General features: G+C 40.4%; 17 protein-coding genes. 15 read left to right on the plus strand and 2 right to left on the minus strand.

What is annotated here, in order from left to right; all coding sequences use genetic code 11:
- Positions 1-78 precede the first annotated feature (78 nt).
- Complete coding sequence (locus tag ACQ4MX_RS18265; protein WP_431086493.1) at positions 79-1,704, minus strand: nitrite/sulfite reductase; 1,626 nt, start codon at positions 1,702-1,704, stop codon at positions 79-81.
- Positions 1,705-2,045: 341 nt separating this feature from the next.
- On the opposite strand from ACQ4MX_RS18265, the gene ACQ4MX_RS18270 reads away from it, so the two are divergent.
- From ACQ4MX_RS18270 to galU, 4 genes are all read left to right on the plus strand, one after another.
- The gene (locus ACQ4MX_RS18270) at positions 2,046-3,287 is read left to right on the plus strand and encodes a S1C family serine protease (protein WP_431086495.1); all 1,242 of its coding nucleotides are present in this window, start codon (positions 2,046-2,048) and stop codon (positions 3,285-3,287) included.
- 48 nt (positions 3,288-3,335) lie between these two features.
- Complete coding sequence (locus ACQ4MX_RS18275) at positions 3,336-5,249, plus strand: stalk domain-containing protein (protein WP_431086497.1); 1,914 nt, start codon at positions 3,336-3,338, stop codon at positions 5,247-5,249.
- Between the two features lie 559 nt (positions 5,250-5,808).
- Positions 5,809-8,319 (plus strand): DUF3656 domain-containing U32 family peptidase, encoded by a 2,511-nt coding sequence (locus ACQ4MX_RS18280; RefSeq protein WP_431086498.1) that lies wholly within the window; start codon positions 5,809-5,811, stop codon positions 8,317-8,319.
- A gap of 194 nt (positions 8,320-8,513) precedes the next feature.
- Positions 8,514-9,383: a UTP--glucose-1-phosphate uridylyltransferase GalU gene (gene galU / locus ACQ4MX_RS18285; RefSeq protein ID WP_431086500.1), complete on the plus strand. Its 870-nt coding sequence runs from the start codon at positions 8,514-8,516 to the stop codon at positions 9,381-9,383.
- A 75-nt stretch (positions 9,384-9,458) separates the two neighbouring features.
- On the opposite strand, the gene ACQ4MX_RS18290 is transcribed toward galU, so the two are convergent.
- Entirely contained in the window at positions 9,459-11,912 is a 2,454-nt protein-coding gene (locus ACQ4MX_RS18290) for an O-antigen ligase family protein (RefSeq protein WP_431086501.1), read from the minus strand.
- Positions 11,913-12,029: 117 nt separating this feature from the next.
- Here ACQ4MX_RS18290 and ACQ4MX_RS18295 point away from each other — a divergent pair, with 117 nt between their 5' ends.
- The 11 genes from ACQ4MX_RS18295 (at position 12,030) to rffA (ending at position 25,662) form a co-directional block, all read left to right on the plus strand.
- Positions 12,030-12,821, plus strand: a complete 792-nt coding sequence (locus ACQ4MX_RS18295) for an ABC transporter permease (protein WP_431086503.1) — start codon at positions 12,030-12,032, stop codon at positions 12,819-12,821.
- A 25-nt stretch (positions 12,822-12,846) separates the two neighbouring features.
- On the plus strand, positions 12,847-14,127 hold the full coding sequence (locus tag ACQ4MX_RS18300) for an ABC transporter ATP-binding protein (RefSeq protein WP_431086505.1): 1,281 nt from the start codon (positions 12,847-12,849) through the stop codon (positions 14,125-14,127).
- Between the two features lies 1 nt (position 14,128).
- Positions 14,129-15,034 (plus strand): class I SAM-dependent methyltransferase, encoded by a 906-nt coding sequence (locus ACQ4MX_RS18305; RefSeq protein ID WP_431086507.1) that lies wholly within the window; start codon positions 14,129-14,131, stop codon positions 15,032-15,034.
- A gap of 18 nt (positions 15,035-15,052) precedes the next feature.
- Entirely contained in the window at positions 15,053-16,579 is a 1,527-nt protein-coding gene (locus tag ACQ4MX_RS18310; protein ID WP_431086510.1) for a coiled-coil domain-containing protein, read from the plus strand.
- 32 nt (positions 16,580-16,611) lie between these two features.
- A complete protein-coding gene (locus ACQ4MX_RS18315; protein ID WP_431086512.1) occupies positions 16,612-18,849 on the plus strand; it encodes a glycoside hydrolase family 99-like domain-containing protein in 2,238 nt (745 codons plus the stop codon).
- A gap of 17 nt (positions 18,850-18,866) precedes the next feature.
- Positions 18,867-19,802, plus strand: a complete 936-nt coding sequence (locus tag ACQ4MX_RS18320; protein WP_431086514.1) for a glycosyltransferase family 2 protein — start codon at positions 18,867-18,869, stop codon at positions 19,800-19,802.
- A gap of 489 nt (positions 19,803-20,291) precedes the next feature.
- Positions 20,292-22,214, plus strand: coding sequence for a glucosyltransferase domain-containing protein (locus ACQ4MX_RS18325; RefSeq protein WP_431086517.1), 1,923 nt, complete (start codon positions 20,292-20,294; stop codon positions 22,212-22,214).
- A gap of 134 nt (positions 22,215-22,348) precedes the next feature.
- Positions 22,349-23,317 (plus strand): glycosyltransferase family 2 protein, encoded by a 969-nt coding sequence (locus tag ACQ4MX_RS18330; protein WP_431086519.1) that lies wholly within the window; start codon positions 22,349-22,351, stop codon positions 23,315-23,317.
- Positions 23,283-24,164 carry a methionyl-tRNA formyltransferase gene (locus ACQ4MX_RS18335; protein ID WP_431086521.1) on the plus strand — a complete coding sequence of 294 codons (882 nt, stop codon included), beginning with the start codon at positions 23,283-23,285 and terminating at the stop codon, positions 24,162-24,164. The genes ACQ4MX_RS18330 and ACQ4MX_RS18335 overlap by 35 nt, the downstream gene beginning before the upstream one ends.
- Positions 24,161-24,532, plus strand: coding sequence for an EamA family transporter (locus ACQ4MX_RS18340; protein WP_431086523.1), 372 nt, complete (start codon positions 24,161-24,163; stop codon positions 24,530-24,532). Before ACQ4MX_RS18335 ends, ACQ4MX_RS18340 begins: the two co-directional genes overlap by 4 nt.
- Positions 24,529-25,662 (plus strand): dTDP-4-amino-4,6-dideoxygalactose transaminase, encoded by a 1,134-nt coding sequence (gene rffA / locus ACQ4MX_RS18345; RefSeq protein WP_431086526.1) that lies wholly within the window; start codon positions 24,529-24,531, stop codon positions 25,660-25,662. The genes ACQ4MX_RS18340 and rffA overlap by 4 nt, the downstream gene beginning before the upstream one ends.
- Positions 25,663-25,673 lie beyond the last annotated feature (11 nt).

Genomic DNA, 25,673 nt, shown 5'->3' on the forward strand with positions numbered 1-25,673 from the left:
GATACAAACAGGCAGGCTTGGGCGCTCTTTATGAAGATAAGAGAACATGTTATAGAAATGGCCTTACTAAAATGGTACTCAGGAAGCGACGGTGCTGGACTGCAAAATAGCAGATAGCTTTTCCTGAAAAGTCGGAATGCCTACCCGTTGTACATACGCATAAAAGGTTTCGTCGGCATTTCGATTTTCTTTGTAAAACAGAATCAGCTCTGCCAACACAGGGCCGACCTGATCACCACGCACGCGGCCTTTGAGCGCTTTATTGAACTGGGCACCCGATCCGAGCGCTCCGCCGACAGCAATGTCGAACGCGTCGACCATACCTTCGGGTGTTTTAATGAGCGAGCCTTGCAGACCGATGTCCGCAATATGCTTTTGTCCGCAAGAATTCGGGCAGCCGATGAAATGAATGCGCACTTTTTCATCCAGCTCTACGTGTTGATCTAAATACTCGGCAACGTCAACCGCCCGCTTTTTAGTCTCCACAAGCGCCAGATTGCAGAATTCATTCCCGGTGCATGAAACCGTACGGCTCATAAAATGCTTAGGCTGTGGCGTCAGGCGTTGCAGCACAGGAGCCTGTAGTAATTCATCCACCTGATTGTCCGGCACGCCGCTTAGCAAAATATTTTGCGACATGGTGGTACGAATCTGTCCGTCACCGTAGCGGTCAGCCAGCTCAGCCAGCTCATGTAGCTCGTCAGCATCCAGACGGCCGACTGGCACGTTCAGACCGACATAGTTTAGACCCTGCTGCGCTTGTGGATGCACACCGTCAAAGTAGGCTGCTTGCCAGCCGATCGTTTTATCCTCGCCCCGGCCGGGCATTTCGCCGATATACTCGGTGAGCTTGGCTAAAAACTTTTCCGGGCCCCAATCGGCGATGAGAAATTTCAGGCGGGCATGATGTCGTTTTTCCCGATAGCCGTAATCCCGGAAAATGGTGGTGACTGCAATGGAAACCTTCAAAACCTCATCAGGACGGACAAACAGGTCCAGCGATTGCGCCAAATGCGGCTTGGCGGATAAGCCCCCACCGACCATCACATGGAAGCCGATGACTTCTTCCCCGTCGATTACTTTAGTGGCTGGCGTAAAGGACAAATCGTTAATTTCAGCCTGCGCATTATTGTACGTATTACCGGAGATGGACATTTTGTATTTACGCGGCAGATTGGAGAAGTCCCGATTTAATAGGAAAAAACGGTTGACTTCATCCACAATACCCTTGGTGTCGACCAATTCATTCGGATCAATGCCTGCCAAAGGATTGCCAACAATCGTACGAGGGCAGTCGCCACAGGCTTCAAAGGAGTACAATCCAACTTTTTCCAGACGCTCAAAAATATCGGGTAAGTCTTGAACCGTCAGCCAGTGAAACTGAATAGCCTGACGGGTGGTAACATCAACGAGACCGCGTCCGTACAGCGTGGCTATGTCCGCCAATGCATGTGCCTGCGCTGATGTCATGATACCTGTGTTGATGCGGACACGCATCATGAAATGGCCGTCCTTGGGCTTTTGCTGATACACTCCGGCCCATTTGAAACGATCCATATCGTCCGCAGTGATCGAATCGAAGCCTTCGCTCGCATAGTTTTCGATAATGGTGCGTATGACGTCAAGGCCGTCCTTTTCCAGCTTGGCAAATTCGAATTTGTTCAGTTTATCGGGATGAGCGGTCCAGATTGGTTCGTAAGCCATCCATTTGCCTCCTTCATAAGCATTGTTTGCAGGGATTCAAGATTATACTTTTATTTCCGACAATAAAACTAAGATATAATGTGATGGTATCACAGTTGGAAGTGCCCGTAAACGAAGGAATGGCCCAAACGCTATAACGATTATTTATCGTTTTTGCTTATTTTCTTGATATAAGGATTTGGTAATTTTATAGTATAAATGACATGAGGGGTTATGTTAGCGGCAAACATAGCTTTTTTAGAAAAAGATAGGGCTAAAAGCGATTGTATGCGTGTCTCCTCTATGGTAGATTTGGACTAACTGATAGAACAGGGTCATGTTAGAGAGGAAAAGGTGAAACTATGCGTAAGATGGGGAAAAGGGCGGTCATACTGGCTTTGGGCAGCGCTTTGTGTGTTTCTGGAACAGCAGGTGCAGCCAGCAGTGGAACTGCTTTGAAGGCGAAGGTCATTAACGGCGGGGTCTATGTCAACGTAGGCGATGTGAATAAAGCATTAGGAACCAGCGGCGCGTATAACAGCGCAAATGGTACATATACGTTATCGGCCGATCGTGTGCCGCAGGTGGTTAAAAATGTATCTCCCTCTGTGGTAGGCATCATCGGCCGCTCAGCAACGGGCCAAACCGTGGCAGGCGGAGATCGGTACAACCTTGCTCACGGCACAGGGGTCATCATTCGGACAGATGGATGGATTGTCACGAATGCACATGTCATTGAAGGATTAAATGATGCGGTAGTCGTGACCTCGGATGGTAAATCTTACAGTATTACAGATAGCTACAGTGATCCGGTCAGTGACCTGGCATTGGTTAAAATCAAGGCAAGCAGCCTTAAACCTGCTACCTTAGCAGGCTCACCGAATAATCTTCAGGTGGGAGAGCAGGTAGTGGCTATCGGTACGCCTATCTCTTTTTCCCTGCGTAATTCGGCAACTTCGGGTGTCGTCAGCGGATTGAACCGTGGCGTCAACGCTGCCTATCGACTTATCCAAAGCGATACCGCGATCAATCCTGGTAACAGTGGCGGTCCGCTCGTAAACCTCAAAGGAGAGGTAATCGGGATCAATACGATGAAATTTTCGGCTGTCGGTATTGAAAATATGGGCTTTTCGATTCCTTCGGATACGGTGAAGTATGTCATTGCTCAATTTTTCAAGTATGGTGAGGTTCGGCGTGCCAGTCTTGGTTTAGGATTGGAAGAGAGCTGGTCGGCGATCGTGGGGCTGCCTACGGAGGACCCTTTGAAAGTCACAAAAATTACTTCGGCTAGTGCTGTTCAGGCCAAAATCAAGGAAGGCGACGAGTTGTATAGCATAAACGGCAAGCGTGTGGCTTCCGCTATCGATGTCAACGAGTTGCTTAAAAGCTATCAGCCTGGGCAGACGGTGAGCTTGCTTATGCAGACGGACGGCGATATTGTAAAACGCAAGTTGGTACTGTCACAGGATAATGGTGAAATCTATGAATCTATTCAGGCCGGAGAGGATGCCGGGGACTCGGATGAGTCGGCTGGTGATGGCAATGTAGTGCCTTCCAAGGAAGCATCTGAGTCAGTCCAAGAGGCGGCATCTACAGGAAAGTAATTGAAAACGGATCGGTATGAAATCAAATATAGCTAGAGGGAGATTACTGTGAAGCATATTCAAAGAAAAATGATGCATAAGCTGGGAGCTGGCGCGGTTGCATTGTCCGTTCTGCTATCTGCTTTGCCCGCAGTGGCGGCGGACAGCGATAAACCGATCTTGGAGCTACGCCTGCAAGGCGGCAGCAACACAGCCATCGTGAACGGTCAGAATGCCAATATTGCAAAACCCTATTCGAAAAGCGGTGCGTTGATGGTTCCGGCTGGTGTGTTCAAAAAAGCATTTAACAGCAAAATTCGGCTGGCCGAAGATAATGTGGTCAAAATTAGCAGCGGTGCTCGCATCGTATCGCTGACCATCGGTAGCCGTACTGCCTGGGTGGGCGGTCATAAGGTAACGCTCCCCGCTCCACCGGAAATGTCATCAGGTGTCCTGATGGTTCCATTGCGTCAAGTAGCAGAGGGTCTCGGAGGCAAGCTGGAGAAGAATGGTGCGGGCATTGTCATTCGGATGGAGGCGCAAGAAGAGGCAGGCACAGTAGCTGAAGAAACGCCGAGCATTGATAATGATGAGGGCAAGACGCAGATCGGGAACAGTTACTACGATTGGTCCATGAACTATCCTACAGGGCTGGTCATCGGACAAGGTGGTGGGGATGAGAGCGTCTCCACATTTATGGACGAGAACAGTGCGTACTATATGGAAGTACATACGGCCTCACAGCCGGTTCCGTTGAATGCGGACGATCTTCTTCAACAATTGGTGCAAACCGCAAAGGAGACGGGAGAAATCGTTGTAGACCGAAAATCCTTTCCAAAATCGAAGGTGCCTTATGCACGTGTCATTACGAAGGACGGAGACGGCGTGCTGTGGGAAAACCGTCAGTATTATGACAACGGACGATTGTACGTGATTTATTTTTCCGATGCCAAAGCAACGAACTATAAGGATCTCGCACAGTATGCGGGTCTGTTGAACTCTTTTAAGACCTCCTTCAATGCACAGGATAAAAGCATTAAAGACCTGTCGACCGTCGTAGGGGGAACACGTGAGGCTGGAAATCCGGACTATGGGGTGTCGCTTAGCATACCGGCAGGTTGGAAAATGGACGATCAGCGGATGCAGTACGAAAGCAATGATGGATCGAGTTTCCGCTTGAAAGTGACTTCGGCTCCTGCTGATGCCACGTTGGAGAACTGGAGCCGACAGCTGCAAAAGTGGCTGAGTGATTCATTTGTATCTACAGCTTATGAGTCCCAGAAGACCTATCCACTTGAGGTTGCGGGGGTTCAGGGGCTGGTTCAGGAGTATCGATACAACTTTGGCGATGGATGGGTTAAGGAATACAATGTGCTGATTCAGCAAAATGGATACCGCTATCTGGCTGAATACGCTGTGCCGGAAAAAGTGAGCAAAGGGAATGATCAGTTCAATGCGCTCATTTCCTCGCTTCAAATCGATTTCCAAACCGTAGCGAGCAACTTCGGACAACTGGAAGAGGACGACTATCTGGCAGACAAAACGAAAACGGTCAAAAAGACTTCCAAAGCCTATGAGTACACAGTAAATATTCCACGATACTGGACAGCGATCAGTGACCAGTTTGAATTGGGTGATGTGGAGTACCAGTTTACCGGAGGAAGCTTCTCCATCAAAGTCGATAATGACAAATCGTTCGAGTTAACGGTATCCCAGCTCAAGGACTTTTACGATAAGCAGGGTAAAAGCTACAAAAATCTCAAGGTTGAAGAGGTTAAGGACGTGACGTTCGCCGGGGTTCCGGCAGCTTCCTTTACATTCCACCGTGTGGAAGAGGGCATTGGCTATACAGGCCGCCAAATTGTTCTGGAGCGTGACGGAAAAACGTATACCGTGACAACGACGCTGAATGACGCGAACAATACGGGCGTGCAGTCTAATGCACTGGATTCAACGCTGAATTCATTTAATTTTGTGAAGTAGGGAAAAGATTAGCGAGTTATGGTGGGGAGAGCGCTGCGCGTGCCATTTGATCCTTCGATCGCTGTTGACCCGGGATTCTTTGATTGTATAAGGGATTGAATGGTAAGAATCCCGCGTCAAAGGCGAACGCTGCGCTTCTACGGATTCAAATGGCCCGCTTCGCTGGTGCCCGCCATAAGAGTGCTAATCTTTTGAAGAGTGAGGTAAGCAGTAAGATCAAAGGCTGTTCAAGCATCTCCAATGTACCGTTTGACGGGATTGGGGGTGTTTTTATTTTTAGTATGATATTTTTGCAAGGAATCGCTTGGAAAGTGTAGAAGCTTGGAGCGCAGTCTGGTACACTAGATTAGTTACAAGATAAGAATGATTATGCCGCAAATGCTTGTCGTGCGGATTTTTTGAGTTGGATGCCATTGATCCCGTGAGCCTGGGGTTCAGAGTAGGGATGATCGGATAGGATGATAGTTCATAGGATTTTAAAATAAGCAGCATCGCTGCTCTGAAAAATAACGCTTAACCAAAGAATAACAAGTTATTTCTCAGTATAGGGAGGACAAAGATGAAATCAGCAGTACGAAGAGAAGATGTCGAGCTTCTGGCACCAGCCGGTGACTGGGATTGTATGCGTGCGGCGGTGGCGAATGGAGCCGATGCAATCTTTTTCGGGGTGGAAAAGTTTAATGCACGGGCGCGTGCGAACAATTTCCGTATGGATGAACTGCCTGAAATTATGGCGTTTTTGCATAGCTACGGGGTTAAAGGCTTTTTGACATTCAATATACTGGTGTTTGAAAACGAGCTGGAGGACGCCAAGGAACTGGTCGATGCTTGCGTGGATGCAGGTGTGGATGCGTTGCTTGCACAGGATATGGGCTTGGTGAAAATGATCCGCGATATTTCGCCGGATTTTCCGATCCATGGCTCTACCCAGATGACAATTACCTCGCCGGAGGCGGTAGAGTTTACGAAACCGTACAACATTGAGCGGGTCGTGCTCGGACGTGAAAATAACTTAAAACAGATTCAAAAAATAGGTGAGCAAGCGAGACTTCCGATGGAAGTATTCGTGCATGGCGCGTTATGTGTATCTTACTCGGGTCAATGCTTGACTTCTGAAATGTGGGGCGGACGCTCTGCGAACCGTGGCGAATGCGCACAGGCATGCCGTTTGCCTTACGATCTGATGGTGGATGGTGAGCAAAAGCCGATGGCCGATGTGACGTATTTACTGTCACCTAAGGATTTGGCTGCAATTGATCTGCTGCCGGAGTTGATTGGCGCAGGTGTCATCTCTTTTAAAATCGAAGGACGCCTGAAAACGCCTGAGTATGTAGCCAACGTGGTCAGCAAGTACCGTAAGGCGATTGATAAGTATTTTGAAGGTGACACTTCCAAGACCAGCAAAGAAGATATCCGCGAGCTTCAGCAAAGCTTTTCACGCGGCTTTACGCACGGGTTTCTGGAAGGAACGAATAACAAGCAGCTGGTTGACGGTACGTTCCCGAAAAGTCGGGGTGTTTATCTGGGTCGGGTGGAACAAATCCTTCGTGACGGCGTAGTATGCCGTATTGATGCGCCGCTGAAGCGTGGCGACGGCATTGTATTCGATGCAGGAGATCCCACGCAAAAAGAAGAAGGCGGACGCGTATACGATATCCGTCGCAAGGGTGTAAAGATCGAAGGCGAAGCCGGAGAAGGCTGGATTATCGACATCGTAGCGGGACGCAACGATGTGGATCTGCGCCGTGTACATGTCGGCGACCGCATTTGGAAGACCAACGACCCGGCGCTGGACAAGCGTCTGCGCCAGACGTACGACACCGACAAGCCGTACCGCGTCTTCCCGGTACATGTGCGTGTCAGCGGCTCTCCAGGGCAGCCGCTGTCGACCTGGTGGACCGATGTGCAGAAAGGCACGACGGTCCGCGTGGATTCCGAGCTGGAACTTGAAATCGCCCAGAAGCGTCCAATGACGCGCGAACTGCTTGAGGAGCAGTTCGGCCGACTGGGCGGAACGGTGTTCCAGCTGGAGGAACTGGACGTCCACCTGCATGGGGACGTCATCGTGCCGATGCGCGAGCTGAACAGCATCCGCCGTCAGGCGGTGGAATTGCTCGCAGGTGAGCGCCCCAAACCGCCCGTGTACACGAAGCAGGCGGTAGAGGTGTATGGCGATGCATCGGTTCCCGCATCGCCAGTGGCACGCGGTCAGGCAGAACTGACCGCGCTGTGCCGCAGCCTCCCGCAGGTTGAGGCTGCGCTGGAGGCCGGCGTGGAGTTCATCTACGCCGACTTCGAGTTCATCAAACAATTCCCGGCAGCCGTAGAGGCTGTGCACGCCGCAGGGCGTCGAATTGCGCTGGCGACCCCGCGTATTCACATGCCGGGTGAAAACGGCTACCACAACAACATCCTGCGCCTGAAGCCAGATGCTGTGCTGGTACGCAATCCGGGTGCGCTGTATTTCTACATGCGTCATCGGTTAGAAAATCCAGATGCACACCATCCGCAATTGATCGGTGACTTCTCGCTGAATGTCGCTAACCACAAAGCGGCTGATCTGTTCCTGGATTCTGGCTGTGACCTTGTTACGCCGTCGTACGACCTGAACATCCAGCAAATGGTCGATATGCTCAGACGCACGCGTACCGATAAGCTGGAGATCGTGATTCAGCAGCATATGCCGATGTTCCATACCGAACATTGCGTATACTGCACCTTCATGAGCGAAGGCACGGACTACACCAACTGCGGACGTCCATGTGAGGACCATCGCGCATCCCTGCGCGACCGTATTGGTATGTCTCACCCCGTTCGCGTGGACGAAGGCTGTCGCAACACGGTATACAATGCCATCGAGCAATCCGGTGCCGAGTACTTGTCCAACTTTATGGAGCTGGGCGTGTCCCGCTACCGCGTGGAGTTTTTGGAGGAGACACCGGAGCAGGTACGAGAGGTAATTGATCTCTATAACCGTGCTCTGCGCGGAGAAATCAGCGGTACGCAGGTTTGGAAGACGCTTAAAGCGACGAACCAACTTGGCGTTACACGTGGGCAACTGGTGAAGTAAATAACTGTATATTTGTGCTGGAGCAAGAAAGATCATAGAAGCATAATATAATCATATAGCAAGCTAGAGATTGGAAGACATGTTCTCTTTGAGGGAAGATGTCTTCTTCTTTAACCTATCAAATCAATCTATCTTCCTGTTATAATCATAGAAGTATATCTATCCGTTATATTGAAGACAAAGGAGATTAACCCATGAAAATCCGTAAAGCGATTATTCCTGCTGCGGGATTAGGAACCCGCTTTCTACCTGCTACCAAAGCGATGCCTAAAGAAATGCTTCCGATTGTAGATAAGCCAACCATTCAATATATTATTGAAGAGGCTGTAGCATCTGGGATTGAAGATATTATTATCGTTACTGGTAAAGGTAAAAGAGCGATTGAGGATCATTTTGATTCTTCCTTCGAGTTGGAGTATAATTTGGCAGAAAAAAAGAAATGGGACTTGCTGGAACAGGTACTCAAGTCATCAGAAATGGCAGATATTCACTACATCCGACAAAAAGAACCTAAGGGTCTTGGGCACGCCATTTGGTGCGCACGCAAATTTATAGGTGATGAACCGTTCGCTGTACTGCTTGGTGATGATATCGTTGAGGCTGATGTTCCCTGCCTTAAACAGATGATTGACGTGTTTGATCAGTATCAGAAAACAATTGTTGGCGTGCAGCCGGTTCCTTTGGAAGAAGTGCATCGTTACGGTATTGTGGATGGCAAGGAGATCGGGGAACGGACGTATGAAACCAGCCGCTTAGTAGAAAAGCCCAAACAGAGTGAAGCACCATCTAATTTAGCTATTCTGGGCAGATATATATTAACGCCGGACATTTTTGACATATTGGGGCAACAACAGGCAGGTGTGAATGGTGAAATTCAACTGACAGATGCCATTGCACAACTTGCTGCCAAACAGCCGGTTTTGGCTTATCATTTTGAAGGAAATCGTCATGATGTGGGGGAAAAGCTTGGGTTTATTGAAACCTCCATCCATTATGCATTGCAGCATGAGGATTTGCGTGAGGGCTTAATTCGTTATTTGAAAAACACAGTTAAAGATTTGTAGAAATCCCATCTTTGTGTGAGGAAAATACACAAAAAAGCGTCTAACCGATAACGGAGAGACGCTTTTTTATTATTACTATTTCTCCGATTTCAACTGAGCAATCTGCTCTTTTTCTTTCGGATCAGCTTGAATCAGCTTATCGTACAAAGCTTTATCATCCTGTCCCTGCTTTTGCAGAGCAGCGATGTAGTAACGCGCGACCTCACGATTTGTAGCATCGCTCAAATCATCCTTTAAGCCGTTTTTCAAAATGTTAGCAGCCTCAGCAGGCTTACCAGATACAAATTGAATCTTACCAGCATTCAACGCAATTGATGGTGTGATCTCCCAAGGGCGGCCTGTGAATTGCGTAGGAGGTAATGTCTTCAAATGAGCCATACCATCCAAAATACGCTGATAAGTACTCATTCCAGCATCAAAGTATTTCTTTTCATTCGCTGTGTCCTTGGCCAAACGAGCTTTATTACCAAACTCAAACGCTTGAGTGATCAGTAAATTGTGCCAATCCAGATCCCAGTTGAAATTAGAGCGGTTATTTTCCAAAATGGCAAAGGCCTTGTCATTGTTTCCTTTGGCTTGCTCAAGTCTCATCTCAATGATCAGCATATTTTTATTAAACGGTTCTGCACTCAACCCCAGGTCGAGAACGGCAAGACCGCCTGTATAGAACTCTTCGCGCTTCGTTTGCTGATACACCTGATAATACATACGAGACAAGCCAACAATGGAATCAATGTGAGTTGGACGCAGATTCAAGTCTTTGTTGTAAGCAGCTTGTCTTTCTTCAAAAGAATTGCTGCTTTCCAGTGCTTTGGCTTCTTGAGCAGCACTGCTGGCTTGTATAAAGCGCAGTCCCACAAACAGGAGCACAATGCTGAGAATACCAATGACGATACTATAAATCGGACGGAAGCCCTCAGGCTTCATCGCCAAACGTTTTACAGGCTGTGTATCCATCGCGGCAGCCATACCACCCAATCCTATAAACACCAGCATGCCCATGAACACGTAGCTCATATTAAAGTCCAGCAGACTGTGCAGCAGAATGGACATGGTTAAAATCAGGTAGAGGAAGTAACTATCCCGATGCTCCTCATCCTTCTTGATGAAGCTCTTAATATATTTGTAGAAAATATAAAGAATGAACGCCATGAAAATAATAAATCCAAGAATACCAACCTCTACGAGATACTGCATGAAGAAGTTATGTGCCTGACGGCTTGTATAGCCATAGTCCTGGTATTTTTCATACAGCGTGGCCCAACCGCCGCCGCCTGCTCCAATCAACGGATAATCGGCAATCAGCTTGGAAGCATCACCGTAAAAGGTTATACGTTCCAGCACACTATGCTGCTGGAAGTTGATATTTTCCAGACGTGTCTCCACGTTGGCTGGCAGAAAGCTCCGTAGCCCTGTACCGATCAGAAGAAACGCAACTATACCAATTACGATCACAGAACCGACAGGAAGCCACAGGTTAGACAGCTTACGTGAGGCAAGGCCTTGCAGCCCTTTCTCCAGACGAGACCCCAGTGAGGTTTGAATGAGCCAGAGAACAACAGCAGTCACGAGAGAAGCGCCAATCAGCAGTCCCCAGCCTTTTGCTGCCTCAGCGCCATTGTAGGTCTGATTCAGCTGCAATCCCCAGTTTGTAATGGGGCTCAAAATAGCAAGTGAAACCACGCCCGCAATTGCACAATGCAGAATCCACAAAATTTGACGTGCAGGTTTAAAGAACAAGAGTAACAGTACAAATACTACGGGCAGCATCACGAGGCCACCACGTGAAAGAGTCAGGAATAGTGATACCAGAATAGGCACCAGCATAAAGCCGTGTACCGCTTTTCCATACCACGTCTTCGACTTCATCAGACAAAAGACTGCCGCGAACAAAAACGCCATCAAAAATGCCGCATATGTATTCGCGTACTGGAAGACTGATGTTAGACGTAAGCCGTTGGAGTCCGTCATGACAGCATCAGTGTAATGATTGCCAATGACCATCGACGAGAACCATCCTACCAAGCGACCGGCCAATACCCACTGCCCGAACCAGTTAATGAATCCGAAGCCTATAATAAGGTAAGCAACGGTCATAATCGCTGTTTGGATGATCCGGTTGCTCAACCGATCTCGCAAGGCGTACAATGTAATGATGAACAATGAGGCATAGATGCACTGCACCACTACCATGTTCATAGCGAGATAATGAGAAGCAGCCGAAATCAACGAGAGAACATATGTCAGCGGGAGCAACATGACAAGCACCGCCAACCAGTCTCTTTGATCTTCCAATTTAAATTTCTTATAATAGGTTACGATTCCCAAAATCAATAGAATCGTGCTGATGATCAAAGCCCAATACAGAGGCTTCTCAAAATCGAGCATTTGCCCATTAAAAAGTGCAGCCTGGAAGGGGGCCCAAGCTAAGAACAGAATGATTCCAACAATTAACACCCAAAATATAGCCGGCCTTTTATCGTCACGGGTCGACGTTTTGGCCTGTTTCCCGTATACTGGATTCGACAAGGTTTACAATCTCCTTTTCTTGTAGATACGTCAATATTTTAGCATAGAATGTTGTTTAGTTGAAATTTATAAAACAAATATCAATGATATAGTTATTAGTTAGGGGATGCTTGAGTATTGAGCTATTTGAAAGAGTACATTTCGAAAAGAAGACTGATTATAGATCTATCAAAAAATGATTTTAACAAAAGATTTAAGGGATCCTACTTTGGAGCTATTTGGGCATTTGTAAATCCAGTTATAACAATTTTGCTGTATTGGTTTGTTTTTGCAATTGGATTTAGAAGCGGTAGTACACCAGAGGGATACCCATTTGTATTATGGCTGATCTGTGGAATGGTTCCATGGTTCTTTTTTTCTGAAGCTTTTATGAATGCAACATTGAGCTTTTCCGAGTATAGTTTTTTAGTCAAGAAAGTCGTTTTTAAAATTAGTATACTCCCAATTATAAAAATCATTTCTGCTCTGTTTATACATTTATTTTTTATTTTATTTTTTATTTCTATTTTATTCATTTATGGAGTTGAACCAGCTTTGTCGTGGCTGCAACTAGTATACTATGTTATCTGTACAGTTGTACTATTATTAGGTGTTACCTTTATAACGGCGTCAATTTTACCGTTTTTTAAAGATATTGCTCAAATTGTTTCCGTCATGATACAAATCGGTTTCTGGCTAACTCCTATTGTTTGGAACTTGAATATTGCTCCAGCCAGCTATCATTTTCTTTTTAAATTGAATCCTTTCTACTATATAACAGAAGGATTTAGAGATACCTTTTTGTATAATAATTGGTTCTGGGAAAAGCCTCTCCAAACTCTATACTTTTGGGTTATTTGCGTATTTTTTCTTTTAGTAGGTTCAATCGTATTCAAAAAATTAAAACCTCATTTTGCAGATGTTTTATAAAATGATTTATGTAGGAGATACAATTATGACCTCAATAATAGATGTGAAAGATCTTACGAAAATATACAAGCTATATGCTAATCCTTCTGATCGATTAAAAGAGTCGCTTCATCCTTTGAAAAAAAGCTACCATAAAGAATTTTTTGCTTTGAATAATCTTACATTCCACATTAATAAGGGAGAATCAGTGGGGATTATCGGTAAAAATGGATCTGGTAAATCGACACTGTTGAAAATTATTACAGGTGTGCTCTCTTCTACAACTGGGGATGTTAAGGTTCACGGGAAAATATCAGCTTTATTAGAGCTTGGGGCAGGATTTAATCCGGAATTTTCAGGGATTGAAAATGTGTACTTGAACGGTACTATGATGGGATTCAGTAAAGAAGAAATGAACAATAAATTAGAGGACATTATTCAGTTTGCGGATATCGGGGATTTTATTTATCAGCCTGTAAAAACATATTCTAGCGGAATGTTTGTAAGGTTGGCTTTTGCCGTTGCAATTAATGTTGAACCAGAAATACTAATCGTGGATGAAGCACTATCTGTGGGGGATATCTTTTTTCAAGCAAAGTGTTTTAAGAAGTTTTCAGAATTTAAGGAGCAGGGGAAGACAATCCTCTTTGTTACTCATGATATGAGTAGTATTATGAAATACTGTGAACGTGTAATTGTTATGAACGAAGGTAAAATTGTTGAAGAAGGCCCTCCTGGCCCTATGATTGATGTGTATAAGAAGATATTGGTTGGAATGTATGATGTCAAAGATAACAGTAAATCTGTATCTCCAGAACACACTCTATATGATAATGATACTTGGAAAGATAAACTTAACATTAATCCAGGCTATTCGGAATATGGCAACAAAAGAGCAGAGATTTTGGATTTTGCCATTTTTGATCATAATAACGATTTAACGAATGTAGTTTTGAAAGGAAAGCCATTTAAAATTAAAATGAAGGTGCAATTTAATGATCAACTGAGTGAACCTATCTTTGCTTTTAGTATCAAGGACGCTAGAGGAACAGAAATTACGGGTACAAACACGATGTTGGAATCTGTTAATATTGATAAGGTGGTAGCTGGTGGAATCTGCGAGGTCAGCTTTAAGCAGAATAATGATCTTCAAGGTGGCGATTATTTAATTTCGCTAGGATGCACATGTTATGAAGAAAATGATTTTACTGTTTTTCATAGACTGTATGATATTATGAATCTTCATGTTATATCTAATAAGAATAGTGTAGGCTTCTTTGATATGAATTCAACGATCCTCATTTCAGATTCAGAAAGGAAGAGGTAAGATGATTGAATATATTGGAAGCGTGAAAATGAACTATACTTATTATAGTGGTGAAGATAGTTATTCAGATGGAGATATTGAAGATGAATTGCTGGGCATGCTATCCAATCATGTGAATTTAGGCCGAGTTCTTCGAGAAGATAACCGTTGGCCAATACTTTATCATTTTTCTCCTACTCGTCACAATTTATTGGAATGGTATCAATTCAAGCCAGAGGGTGAAGTTTTAGAAATAGGTGCAGGTTGCGGGGCTCTAACGGGCCTGTTATGTGATAAATCCAAAAGTGTTACATGTATAGAATTATCAAAAAGACGTGCATTAATTAACGCAAAGAGGCACTCCGAAAAGAGTAATCTTGAAATTATGGTAGGAAACTTAAATGATATTCAGCTAAATAAACAGTTTGATTACATTACTTTAATAGGTGTTTTGGAATATTCGGCTTTATATACGGAAGCTAACTCACCCTATATTACGTTTTTGAAAAATATTAAAAAATTCCTTAAAAAGGATGGTATTCTTATCATTGCCATCGAAAATAAATTAGGTCTTAAATATTGGGCGGGAAGTCGTGAAGATCATACTGGTGATTTTTTTGACGGTCTCCAAAATTATCCCTCTAACAAGGGAGTTGCCACTTTTTCAAAGTTGGAAATAGAACAATTAATCTATGACTCGGGATTTGGTGGATTGGAATTTTATTATCCGTTTCCTGATTATAAGATGCCCACACAACTTTATTCGGATCAGCGTCTGCCTTGTGTAGGTGAATTAAGGAGTAGAAGTACTAATTACGACCAAAATAGAGTGGTGTTGTTTGATGAGGAATCGGTCACGAACAATATCATTAAAAATAAGTTATTTTCTACTTTCTCAAATTCTTTTCTCGTTTTTTGTTCAAATTAAATGAAAGGAGGGTGAAATATGGGGACGATTTATTCCAAATATAGTCGTGAGCGTGCTCCTGAATATCAAATAAAAACTAGTATACATCAAGACGAATTTATGTATGTCTCTAAAACTGCATTAACAGATCAGGCAGTGGATCATATTAAAAGGATTTATTCAAATTATGAGATACTTAAACCTGTATACCATCCCAATAAACTTGCCAAACCACTTTCTTATGAGTTAGGGTCCGTGTTATTTGAGTACTTAGAAGGTAAAAGCTTAGATCAGCTGGTTCTTGAGGCAGTGATAAATAAGGAAAGAAAGCTTGTATACGAAATATTGGATGTGTTTTCTAATTTCTTGGAAACTGTTGCAGAAGGCTATTATTGTGAATTTAATAATACTCCTGAGTTTATTAGTGTTTTTGGGAAAAAAGTTAAATTAGAAGGCTTAAATAGTTTTACTATTGCTAACATTGATCTTAATTTGGATAACATACTAATGGATAATGATAACCAGCTTAGTATCATTGATTATGAGTGGGTATATCCGTTTCCGATTCCCCTAAACTTCATTAAGTTTAGAGCGATTAATAGCTTCTACTACTCACATTATGCCAGTTTGCAGAACTTTATTCATGTTGAGGATATATTTTCCTACGTCGGAGTTTCAAAAGAAGAAATCCCGGATTACATTGATATGGCTAATAAATTTGCAGATATAGTGGGAACTGAAAAAGAGCTGCTATCATTGCAAAAATATTTAAAAAAGGCAATCCCTTTTAAGTTTACCGAGTCAGTAGAATATAGGGCACAGCTTTTTATAAGCTCGAACCAAGAATTTTCTGAAGATAAAAGCTTTTCTTTTGAAATAAAGGAACCTGAGCAGACGATTGTTTGTGATCTATTCCAGAAGGGTCAGATCAGTTGTGTCCGATTTGATCCTATGGAAGGCAGAGGAATTATACGTATTGGAGAAGCGAGATTAATAGATCTTGAAGATAACATAGTACAAATTAGTGAATTTTCTTCAAATGCTGATTGGATAGGTGGCGGATACTATGTTTTTCTTGATAGCGATCCGCAGATATATTATCAGGTAGAGAATAAGGAGTATAAAAGGATAGAGTTTTCAACTGTCTATATTGAGGAATTCCCTGAAGGTTTAATGAAGGAAGTTCTTAAGAAAAGCAACTCACTTCAGAATGAGATTTTAATAAATCAGAGAAATATTTCCTCTCAAGAAGAAAAAATTAGTGAGTTGGTAGTTGAGAAAAACGAGCTTTTAGATACACTAAATGAAATGGGTTTGAACTTAAGTATTGTAAAAGAAAATCTTAGTGACAAAGTGGAAGAGATTAATGTTTTAAATCATAAATTGGATTCGTCAAACCAGGAAATAAGTTCATTGCATCAAGAAATTCATGGATTACAACGACAAATGCAAGAACTAACATTCTTGTTGACAAGTAGAGAGCAAACTATAAATGATATGACAAGCACAAGATGGTGGAAAATTCGTCTTTTTTGCAAAAGAATTTTTCGGAAAAACGTGGATTAATAATAAATTTTATATTTTAAGGAATGATTTAATTGAGAGAGCTGGAAGTTGTTAACTTATTAGATATTGATAAAAACGGGGAAGAATGGGAAAGTTTGGGTAATGATCCTCAGATTTATTTAAAGGGTTCGTTTAAAAAAGGTTGGTATAAGATTAATTGTGAAGGTTCTTCGGAATCATTAAGGTTTCTTAAGCTGTATATTGACTATGGAGCCGGTTTTAGTGAAGATAATTCTTACATCATCGGAAAGCTGGATCGTCAGAATTCAAATGGCAGACCTTTTGAGTTTAAGCACGATGTAGTATCCCTAAGACTGGATCCTGGTGACTCTCCCGGCGTATTTTACATACAACGGATTGTTATAGAGAAGGTTGGAGTGCTTTCGATCTTAAATCAGGCTTTTCACAGCTACAAAGAATTAAATTCGGGAAATAACTCCAATTTGTTTGTTAAAGTGTTTGAAAAATGGAGGCAACACGGATTTAAGTGGATGTGGAACAGGGCTATCACATTGATGGCAAATAGGAATGATAATCAGGTTGGGAGATTTGAACCATACACGTATAAGGAAGGTTCCCAAATTACCAACGTTCAATACCCTGTCAGACATTTGTTCTCTATCATTATTCCCGTGTATAAATTAAATCAAGCCTATATAGAGTTTTGTTTGAGTTCTTTAACTAGCCAAACGTATTCCGAGTTTGAAGTAATTATAATATCAAAGGAAGAGATTGTTAAAAATCAATTTACGAGTGGCTTTGATTTGAGCAAAGTGCAGTTTATTCATACTGATAATAGTATGCTTTTGGATATGGTAAGAGAGGCTAGTAAGATTGCACAAGGGGATTATATTACGGTATTGGAACAAGAGGATTTTCTATCTATTAATACATTACACCATCTGGCTTTAAATTCTATAGATAGTGAAGACTTGATTTTTACAAATGAAGACAGATTCCTTGATAACGGTGATCATTTTGCTCCTTTCTATAAAGAGGAACATTTAACTTCGGAAAAGTTAGATTCTAAGGTAGCTGGATCATTTATTGTGGTTCAGTCCACACTTTTTAAAGAAAAGATTTTACTTGATGTTAAGGACTATGATTCTTTTATGGAAGAACTAGTTGCAAGCGCAAAGAAAGTAAAACATATTTCTGAGTTTAGTTATCACAGAAGATCTACAGCATCCGTTTGGCCGGAAAACCAAAACAAAACAACAAATATTGTTTCTTTTTATTTACCTCAGTTTCATGCTATTCCAGAGAATGATGAGTGGTGGGGAGAAGGGTTTACAGAGTGGAGAAATGTTCGTAAGGCGACACCTTTATTCAAGGAACATTATCAACCGCATATTCCTTCAGACTTAGGATATTACAATTTGGTTGAGGATAGTGACATTCAGAAACGTCAAATAGAACTTGCTAAAAAATATGATATTTTCGGTTTTTGTTACTATTATTATTGGTTCGACGGCAAGAGGCTTTTAGAGAAGCCAATGAATGCTTTATTGGAAAATAAAGATTTGGATTTTCCTTTTTGTATTTGTTGGGCTAACGAGAGTTGGACAAGGCGATGGGATGGCCAAGAGAAAGAAATGCTTATGAAGCAAGTGCACGATGAAGATTCAGATAACAGATTTATTGAAGAAGTTATTCCAGTTTTAAAGGACGAAAGATATATCCGTATTGATGGCAAGGACCCCATATTGTTGATTTACAGAGCTGAATTGTTTCCTAATCTGAAAGCAACCGTCCATACATGGAAAGAAAAGTGTAAAGAAGAAGGCATTCCAAATCTTCATGTATGCATGGTACAGTCCTTTGGTCAAGTAGATCCAACGATCTACGGTTGTGATTCAGCAGTCGAGTTCCCGCCGCATGGTGTTTATGCCAATGAAATTTCTAAAACTATGAATGAGCTGGTTCCTGACTTTTCAGGAAACATTTACGATTATCGAGAAGTGGTAGATCGTTCGCTTCAGAAAAAGAAGGCTGGGGACTTTACATGGTTTAGAGGTACTATGCTAAGCTGGGATAATACAGCTAGAAGAAAAAGTGCAGCTAATGTCTTTCACTATGCGAATCCTGTAGAGTATGAAAAATGGTTGGTAGGCCTGGTTGATTATACTCGGAGATTTAGTCAAGATTCGGAACAAATGATTTTTGTTAACGCATGGAATGAATGGGCTGAAGGTACACATTTAGAACCGGATCAAAAGTATGGACACCAATATCTAGAGGTTACCAAGAGAGCATCCAGGGTTCGATAATGAACAAGGAGAAAAATATGAATAATCGAGATACACCTTTAGTCAGTGTTATTATCCCTTCTTATAATTATGAAAAATATATAGAGTCTGCCTTAAAATCCGTTTATGATCAAGATTACGATAATATTGAATTAGTAGTAATTGATGATAATTCGAAGGATGACAGTTGCCTTATCATAAATGAACTGATCTCTAGTGAAATATATTTAGAAAGATTTGAAAATCGTTTAAAATTCCTTTCACATGATCAAAATCAGGGTGCTCATAATTCTATTAATGAAGGTATAAGGGCATCACAAGGCCAATATGTAACAATACTTAATGCCGATGACTTGTTTGAGGCTAACCGGATAACACAATTAATTAAGCATTTAGTCGATGCTGATTCAGAGTTCGTTTTTTCGAGAATCAAAGTAATTGATGGGGAAGGAAATGATATTAGTACTGTATCTGAACAGGCCATAAACTTCATTAATACTCAAGATTCTATAAAAAAATTTCCAAGTATAGGTTGGTCTTTGATACCTCATAACACTGCTATCTCAACAGGAAATATGTTATTCAGTAGGGATATTTTTAATAAACTGAATGGATTTCGGAATCTAAAATACTGTCATGATTGGGATTTTGCATTAAGGTGTTTGCTTTTATCAGAGCCGTTATTTGTTGAGTCTACGTATTATTATTATCGTTTGCATGGTAATAATACATTCTTGACATTAAATGATGTCGTAGATAAAGAAGTGAAGACAGTACTCGGATCCTATTTTAGATCTTGCAGAAAAAACAATGTTCTTAATAAATTAGCTCCTTCTCCACAAAATTGGCCTGAACAATTCTTGGTAGTATTGAAAAATTCATCCATAATAAAATTTTGGTACTATTCCAAGACTATTTCAAATTTTATTTTACAGTTTAAACAAGATCGACTTGATCATAAGGATAGTATGTAACACTATTAGAAACTGTTTCTATAATAAAATAGTTTTGAAGATGGATTGAATTCTAAACACTGATTGGAAAAATAAAAAAGGCTCATAACCGATTGTGAGAATAAATCAAAGGGTATCTTCTATATGATATTGCTAGCGATTTGCTCTGAGGACCCCTTCGCTGGAACGTAACCAATTCACACAGAAGCTAAAGTTGTTCGCCACTCTTGATACATGTCTGTTAAGAAGGAATTGGCTCGTACTTCTCTGTGCGTTCATCGGACTGAAGCCTCTAAAGACCTATGGGAGATTCGTTATTGAGACATGTCTGAAAACTTGTTCTAGAGAATCCTTCGGACAGTGGGAACTTGATATGATGGTGGTGCTCAGTTGGGGCAAAGCAAGGCTTTTGCCACTACATTTTTCGAAAGCCAAATAAGGCAGTGTAGCACTGGCTTGACAATCCCTCAAGTAAACAGATGACAATTTAATGATATCGGAGAGAATAAAATGCTTAAAAAGGCTTTTATAAGAAATAAAATATATTGGTTTTCTTTAACGGTTACTATTTTGTTAGCTTATGGATCGACATTGTCAAACTTTTCTATTGGAGTAGATGATGAGTCTTTTGGGCGATATTTTATTGGAGGTGAACTTCTCGCACAGGGAAGATGGGGAGGACAAGTAACACGTTTTATATTTAATAGTTATGAATTTCTCCCCTTTTGGCGTGATTTTATCGGTTTAATACTGATTGCGACTGGTGTAACTTTGTGGGGCTATCTTATACAAAAGTTTTCTAATAATTATTTTAATGATGCCTCGATAATGGTTTTTTCCTGTGTTGCGATTTGTTGTCCTTTTTTGGTTGATAATTTTATATTTATGATGACAACAGTTGAAATGGGTATGGTTTTGTGTTTAACTGCATTTTCAATCAATGGTTTTATGGATTATGTTGTTAATGACAGAGAGAATAGTAATTTTATAAAAATATTCTTTTCAATCTGTTCGCTTATCTATGGTCTTGCTTTTTCTGAGTTAGCAGTGGTTTATTTTTTAATAGGAATGTTTATCGTTACTTTTATTTCTACAACTTTTAATAGCAAGAACGCATTCAATACAAATTTAAAGATTTTACTTGTTTTATTGAAGGGCTTGGTGTTTATTGCCATTGCTTTAATTCTTAATTCAGGAATAAAGTTTGCTCTTCAAAAGATTTTTTCGGTTATTCCCTCCGATTATACTTCAAGACAGATAGTATACAATTTCGACAGTTTTGATAAATTCGTCACATCGGTTTTGGATTTTGTTAAGTCACTTTCTACGCTATACTTAAAAACAGATCATATTGGTCCATTTGTAACACTTTCATTATCGATACTGTTGATATTATATGGTCTTTGCGTATCAATTAAACGAAAAAAAGTGATATTTATGCTACTATGTATTGGATGTGTTATCGCTGCTTTTTCAATGTACTTAATATCCGGCAATGCTTTTTTGGCTAAAAGGGTTTTTATTACTAACAGTGTATTCAATGGATTTATAGTGTCCTTGCTGTTTACTTTTTTTCAAAATAAAAGTACTTATTTTTTGAAAAAAGCAAGCATTTTATTAGTGGTTTTACTTGTATTATACCAAACTAAGTATATAAACCAAGTCTTCTTTACAGATTATATGAGATATCAACTTGACGTAACAAAAATGCATACAATTGCAGAAGAAATTCTTAAAGTTGAAAAAGGTAAACAAAAAGGTGTTGTATTTATTGGAAAACCAGAAGATTACAATTTAAAAATGGGCGATGTGGAAGGATATTCTATTTTTCAATGGGATAGATTTACCGGGCCAAAAAGTGAATTGAAATCGGGTAGGATTTTTCGATTTATGAATATGCATGGCTATAATTTTAACCCGGCAGAGAATGTCAAAGAAAACGATGTGATAATTAAATCCAGCAGCATGCCATCTTATCCTGAGAGTGGGTTTGTGAAAGATGAAGGAGATTATATAATTGTTAAAATTGGAGAAGCTCCTTTTCAAACAAGTTCACTTACACATGAAAAATTTATAGAAGAGTACAAAAATAATCCCTCAAAAATTGTACAAAATGCAGATTTTTTCTCATACAAAGATAATCTGTTGAGTATTGTAGGCTGGGGGGTTAAAAAAGGAACTGATTCAACTAATACTAGTATACAGGTGGCACTTGTAAATAATCAAAAGCAATACTTTTTAAAAACTTATTCCGTTGTGCGAAAAGATGTTACTGATGCATTTCAGGATGGCCATAACTATAACAATTCCGGCTATAGTGTAGCTTCCTTTTCAACAAGTGAGTTTGCAAGCGGTGACTATGACCTGATTCTAATTTTAGATTCTGATGAGAAGGAATTTGTATCTTTAGCTAAGAAGATCCATATTCCTTAAATTAGATTGTTTTTTGTTATTATTCATGGCTAATAATAGGTTGGTAAACTTGACTATTTGAAAATGCTGTCAGGTATAAGTATTTTATAATTCCAAATTGCTTCATGTTGTATGGAAATTTTAGGGGGAGAGAAATGCATAGCAAAGAAAATGGGGAAATATTGATTTCTGTAGTTATACCTATTTATAATAACTCTCCCTTTTTGGAGGAATTATCCTCAAGGTTACAATTAAGTTTAGAAGGGATTACCAAAAACTTTGAGATTATATTTGTGAATGACCAAAGCAAGGATGATTCATGGGAGATTATTAAAGAGATTATTAACAATAATAGCCATGTAGTAGGTATAAATTTTGCTAGGAATTTTGGACAACATTATGCTATTACAGCAGGTTTGGATAGAAGTAAAGGCGAATGGATAGTTGTAATGGATGGAGATCTCCAAGACAAGCCGGAAGAAATAGAAAAGATGTTTAAGCGGGCTTTGGAGGGCTATGATATAGTTCAAGGGAGACGCTTCAATAGAAAAGATGGTATTCTGAAAAAATTATCTTCTAAACTTTTTTATAGCTTGTTTAGCTATCTAACTGACACCGAACAAGATGAGGCTATCGCTAATTTTGGTGTATATCATAGAAGGGTAATTAATGTGATTATATCTATGCGTGAAAATCTCAGGTTCTTTCCTGTGATGATTAAGTGGAGTGGGTTTAGCTCAACCACAGTTGATATAGATCACGGGAAGAGAGAACATGGGAAATCCGGATATTCTTTTAAGAAACTAATTGTTCTATCAATTAATACTATAATCTCTTTTTCGGATAAACCCCTGCGATTAACAGTAAAAATGGGCTTTGCGATTTCTATTGCATCAATTTTATATGTCCTGTATATTACTGTAAAAGCGCTGTTGGGCATTACAAGTATTCAAGGTTGGGCTAGTTTAATTGCTTCTATTTGGCTGCTAGGTGGACTAATAATATTCATATTAGGAACTTTAGGGCTTTATGTTAGTAAAATATTTGATGAAACGAAAAAACGTCCTATGTATATTGTGAGGGAGATCTATGAACAAGAAAATCACGATGTTTTTAATGAATGAGAAGGGATATGCTGTACTAAAGAATTTCTTGCAAATGTTTGGTGCTAAATATATTGACTCTGTGGTGGTAGCGGAAGACAAAAATGTTAGAAAAGATTATTATGATGATATTTGGAAGGTGTGCACAGAAAACCAAATTAGTGTGTTAGACAGAGGTGATGTTTCTACTATAAAAAGTGAAATATCATTTGCAATAGGCTGGAAATGGATTATTAAAGATGTGGACAAATTGATAGTCTTTCATGACTCACTTTTACCAAGATATCGAGGTTTTGCTCCTTTAGTTAATTCTTTAATAAATCACGAAGATTTGCTGGGAGTGACAGCGTTATTTGCTTCTGAGGAGTATGATCGAGGAGAAATTATTGCACAGAGATCTCTTAATGTAAAATATCCGATTAAAATAGAAAAAGCTATAGAGGAGATTTCAAAACTCTATGTTTCATTGGTTGAAGAAGTAATGAGAAAGCTGATTTCTGGACAAGTGATCAATTCGGAAGTTCAAGATGAGAATAGGGCTACTTATAGTCTGTGGAGAGATGAAGAGGATTATACTATTAATTGGTATGAAGATGCTATTTATATTAAACGCTTTATTGATGCTACCGGTTATCCTTTCAAAGGAGCTTCTTCTTTCATTGAAGAAACTAAAGTTCGTATTACTGACAGTGTGGTAGTAGATGATGTTAAAATTGAAATAAGGACCCCTGGGAAAATTATTTTTTTTGAGGATGGATTTCCTATTGTTGTATGTGGAAAAGGTTTATTGAAAATTCTAAGCATTAGAGATGATAAGTCTCAAAAAGAATTACTACCACTAAAAAAATTCAGGGTAAGGTTTAAATGATGGGATATATATATATACTAGGCACCATACTATTTACTGTTTATGGGCAACTGGCTATGAAATGGAAAATATCATTTTATGGAAGTCTGCCTGCATCATTGGGGGAGAAGGTATTCTTTTTATTTAAATTGATACTTGATCCAATTATTTTTTCTTCTTTGGTCTCAGCGTTTATAGCTTCGTTGTTTTGGATGGCAGCTATGACAAAATTTAATATCAGTTATGCGTATCCTTTTATGAGTCTGTCTTATGTTCTGGTATTTGTCTTTTCAGCATTTATTTTTAAAGAACCTATTACCTTATACAAAGTCGTTGGTTTATTATTTGTTGTAGTAGGAATCCTAATTTCAAGTAGGTCGATATCATGATGATACCATTTAATAAGCCGGCTATTACTGGAAGAGAAGAAGTTTATATGAAAGAAGCCATGTTGAGTGGACATCTTTCAGGGGACGGAGAATTCACAAAAAAATGCAATTCGTGGATTGAGGAAAAATTCAAAGCTAAAAAAGCTTTGTTAACTACTTCATGCACTCACGCGTTAGAAATGGCCGCTATACTTGCTGATATTAAAGAGGGCGATGAAGTAATTATGCCCTCGTACACATTTGTATCAACGGCTAATGCTTTTGTAGTAAGGGGGGCAAGAATAGTATTCGTTGATGTTCATCCGGATACCATGAACATAAATGAAAATTTAATTGAACAAGCAATTACTTTAAAAACAAAAGCTATTGTTCCGGTACATTACGCAGGGATTGCTTGTGAAATGGACGCTATTATGGAATTGGCTAGGAAATATAATTTAATTGTAATTGAAGATGCTGCTCAAGGTGTTATGAGTACTTATAAAGGGAAGTATCTGGGAACTATAGGTCATTTGGGATGTTACAGTTTTCATGAAACAAAGAATTATAATTGCGGAGAAGGCGGAGCGTTAGTCATTAATGATGCTCAATTTATTGAGAGAGCTGAAATAATAAGAGAAAAGGGAACAAATCGAGCTCGATTTTTTAGAGGACAAGTTGATAAGTACTCTTGGGTGGATATTGGATCTTCCTATTTGCCGAGTGAGATAAATGCTGCATTTCTTTATGCTCAGCTTGAAAATGCGGATTTAATTAATTCTTATCGTTTGGATTGTTGGAATACTTATTTTAAAGGATTAAAGAATTTGGAAAGTAAGGGGAAAGTAGTTCTACCTACAGTACCTGAAAATGTAATGCATAATGCTCATATGTTTTATTTAAAGGTTTCTGATTTAGATGAACGAACGAAACTGATAACCTACTTAAAGAGTAGATCAATTCATACAGTATTTCACTATGTTCCTCTTCATTCTTCTCAAGCTGGTAGAGAATACGGTCAAATGAATGGTGAAGATAATTTTACGACTAAAGAAAGTGAACGCTTAATTAGACTACCCTTATACTTTAATATTAGTCTTGATGAAATTCAAAGTGTAATTAATGAGTTGAACAATTTTTATGAGGTTTAAAGCAACAATTA

The organism is Paenibacillus sp. 8b26 (genome assembly GCF_050626875.1).
GTDB lineage: Bacteria > Bacillota > Bacilli > Paenibacillales > Paenibacillaceae > Paenibacillus.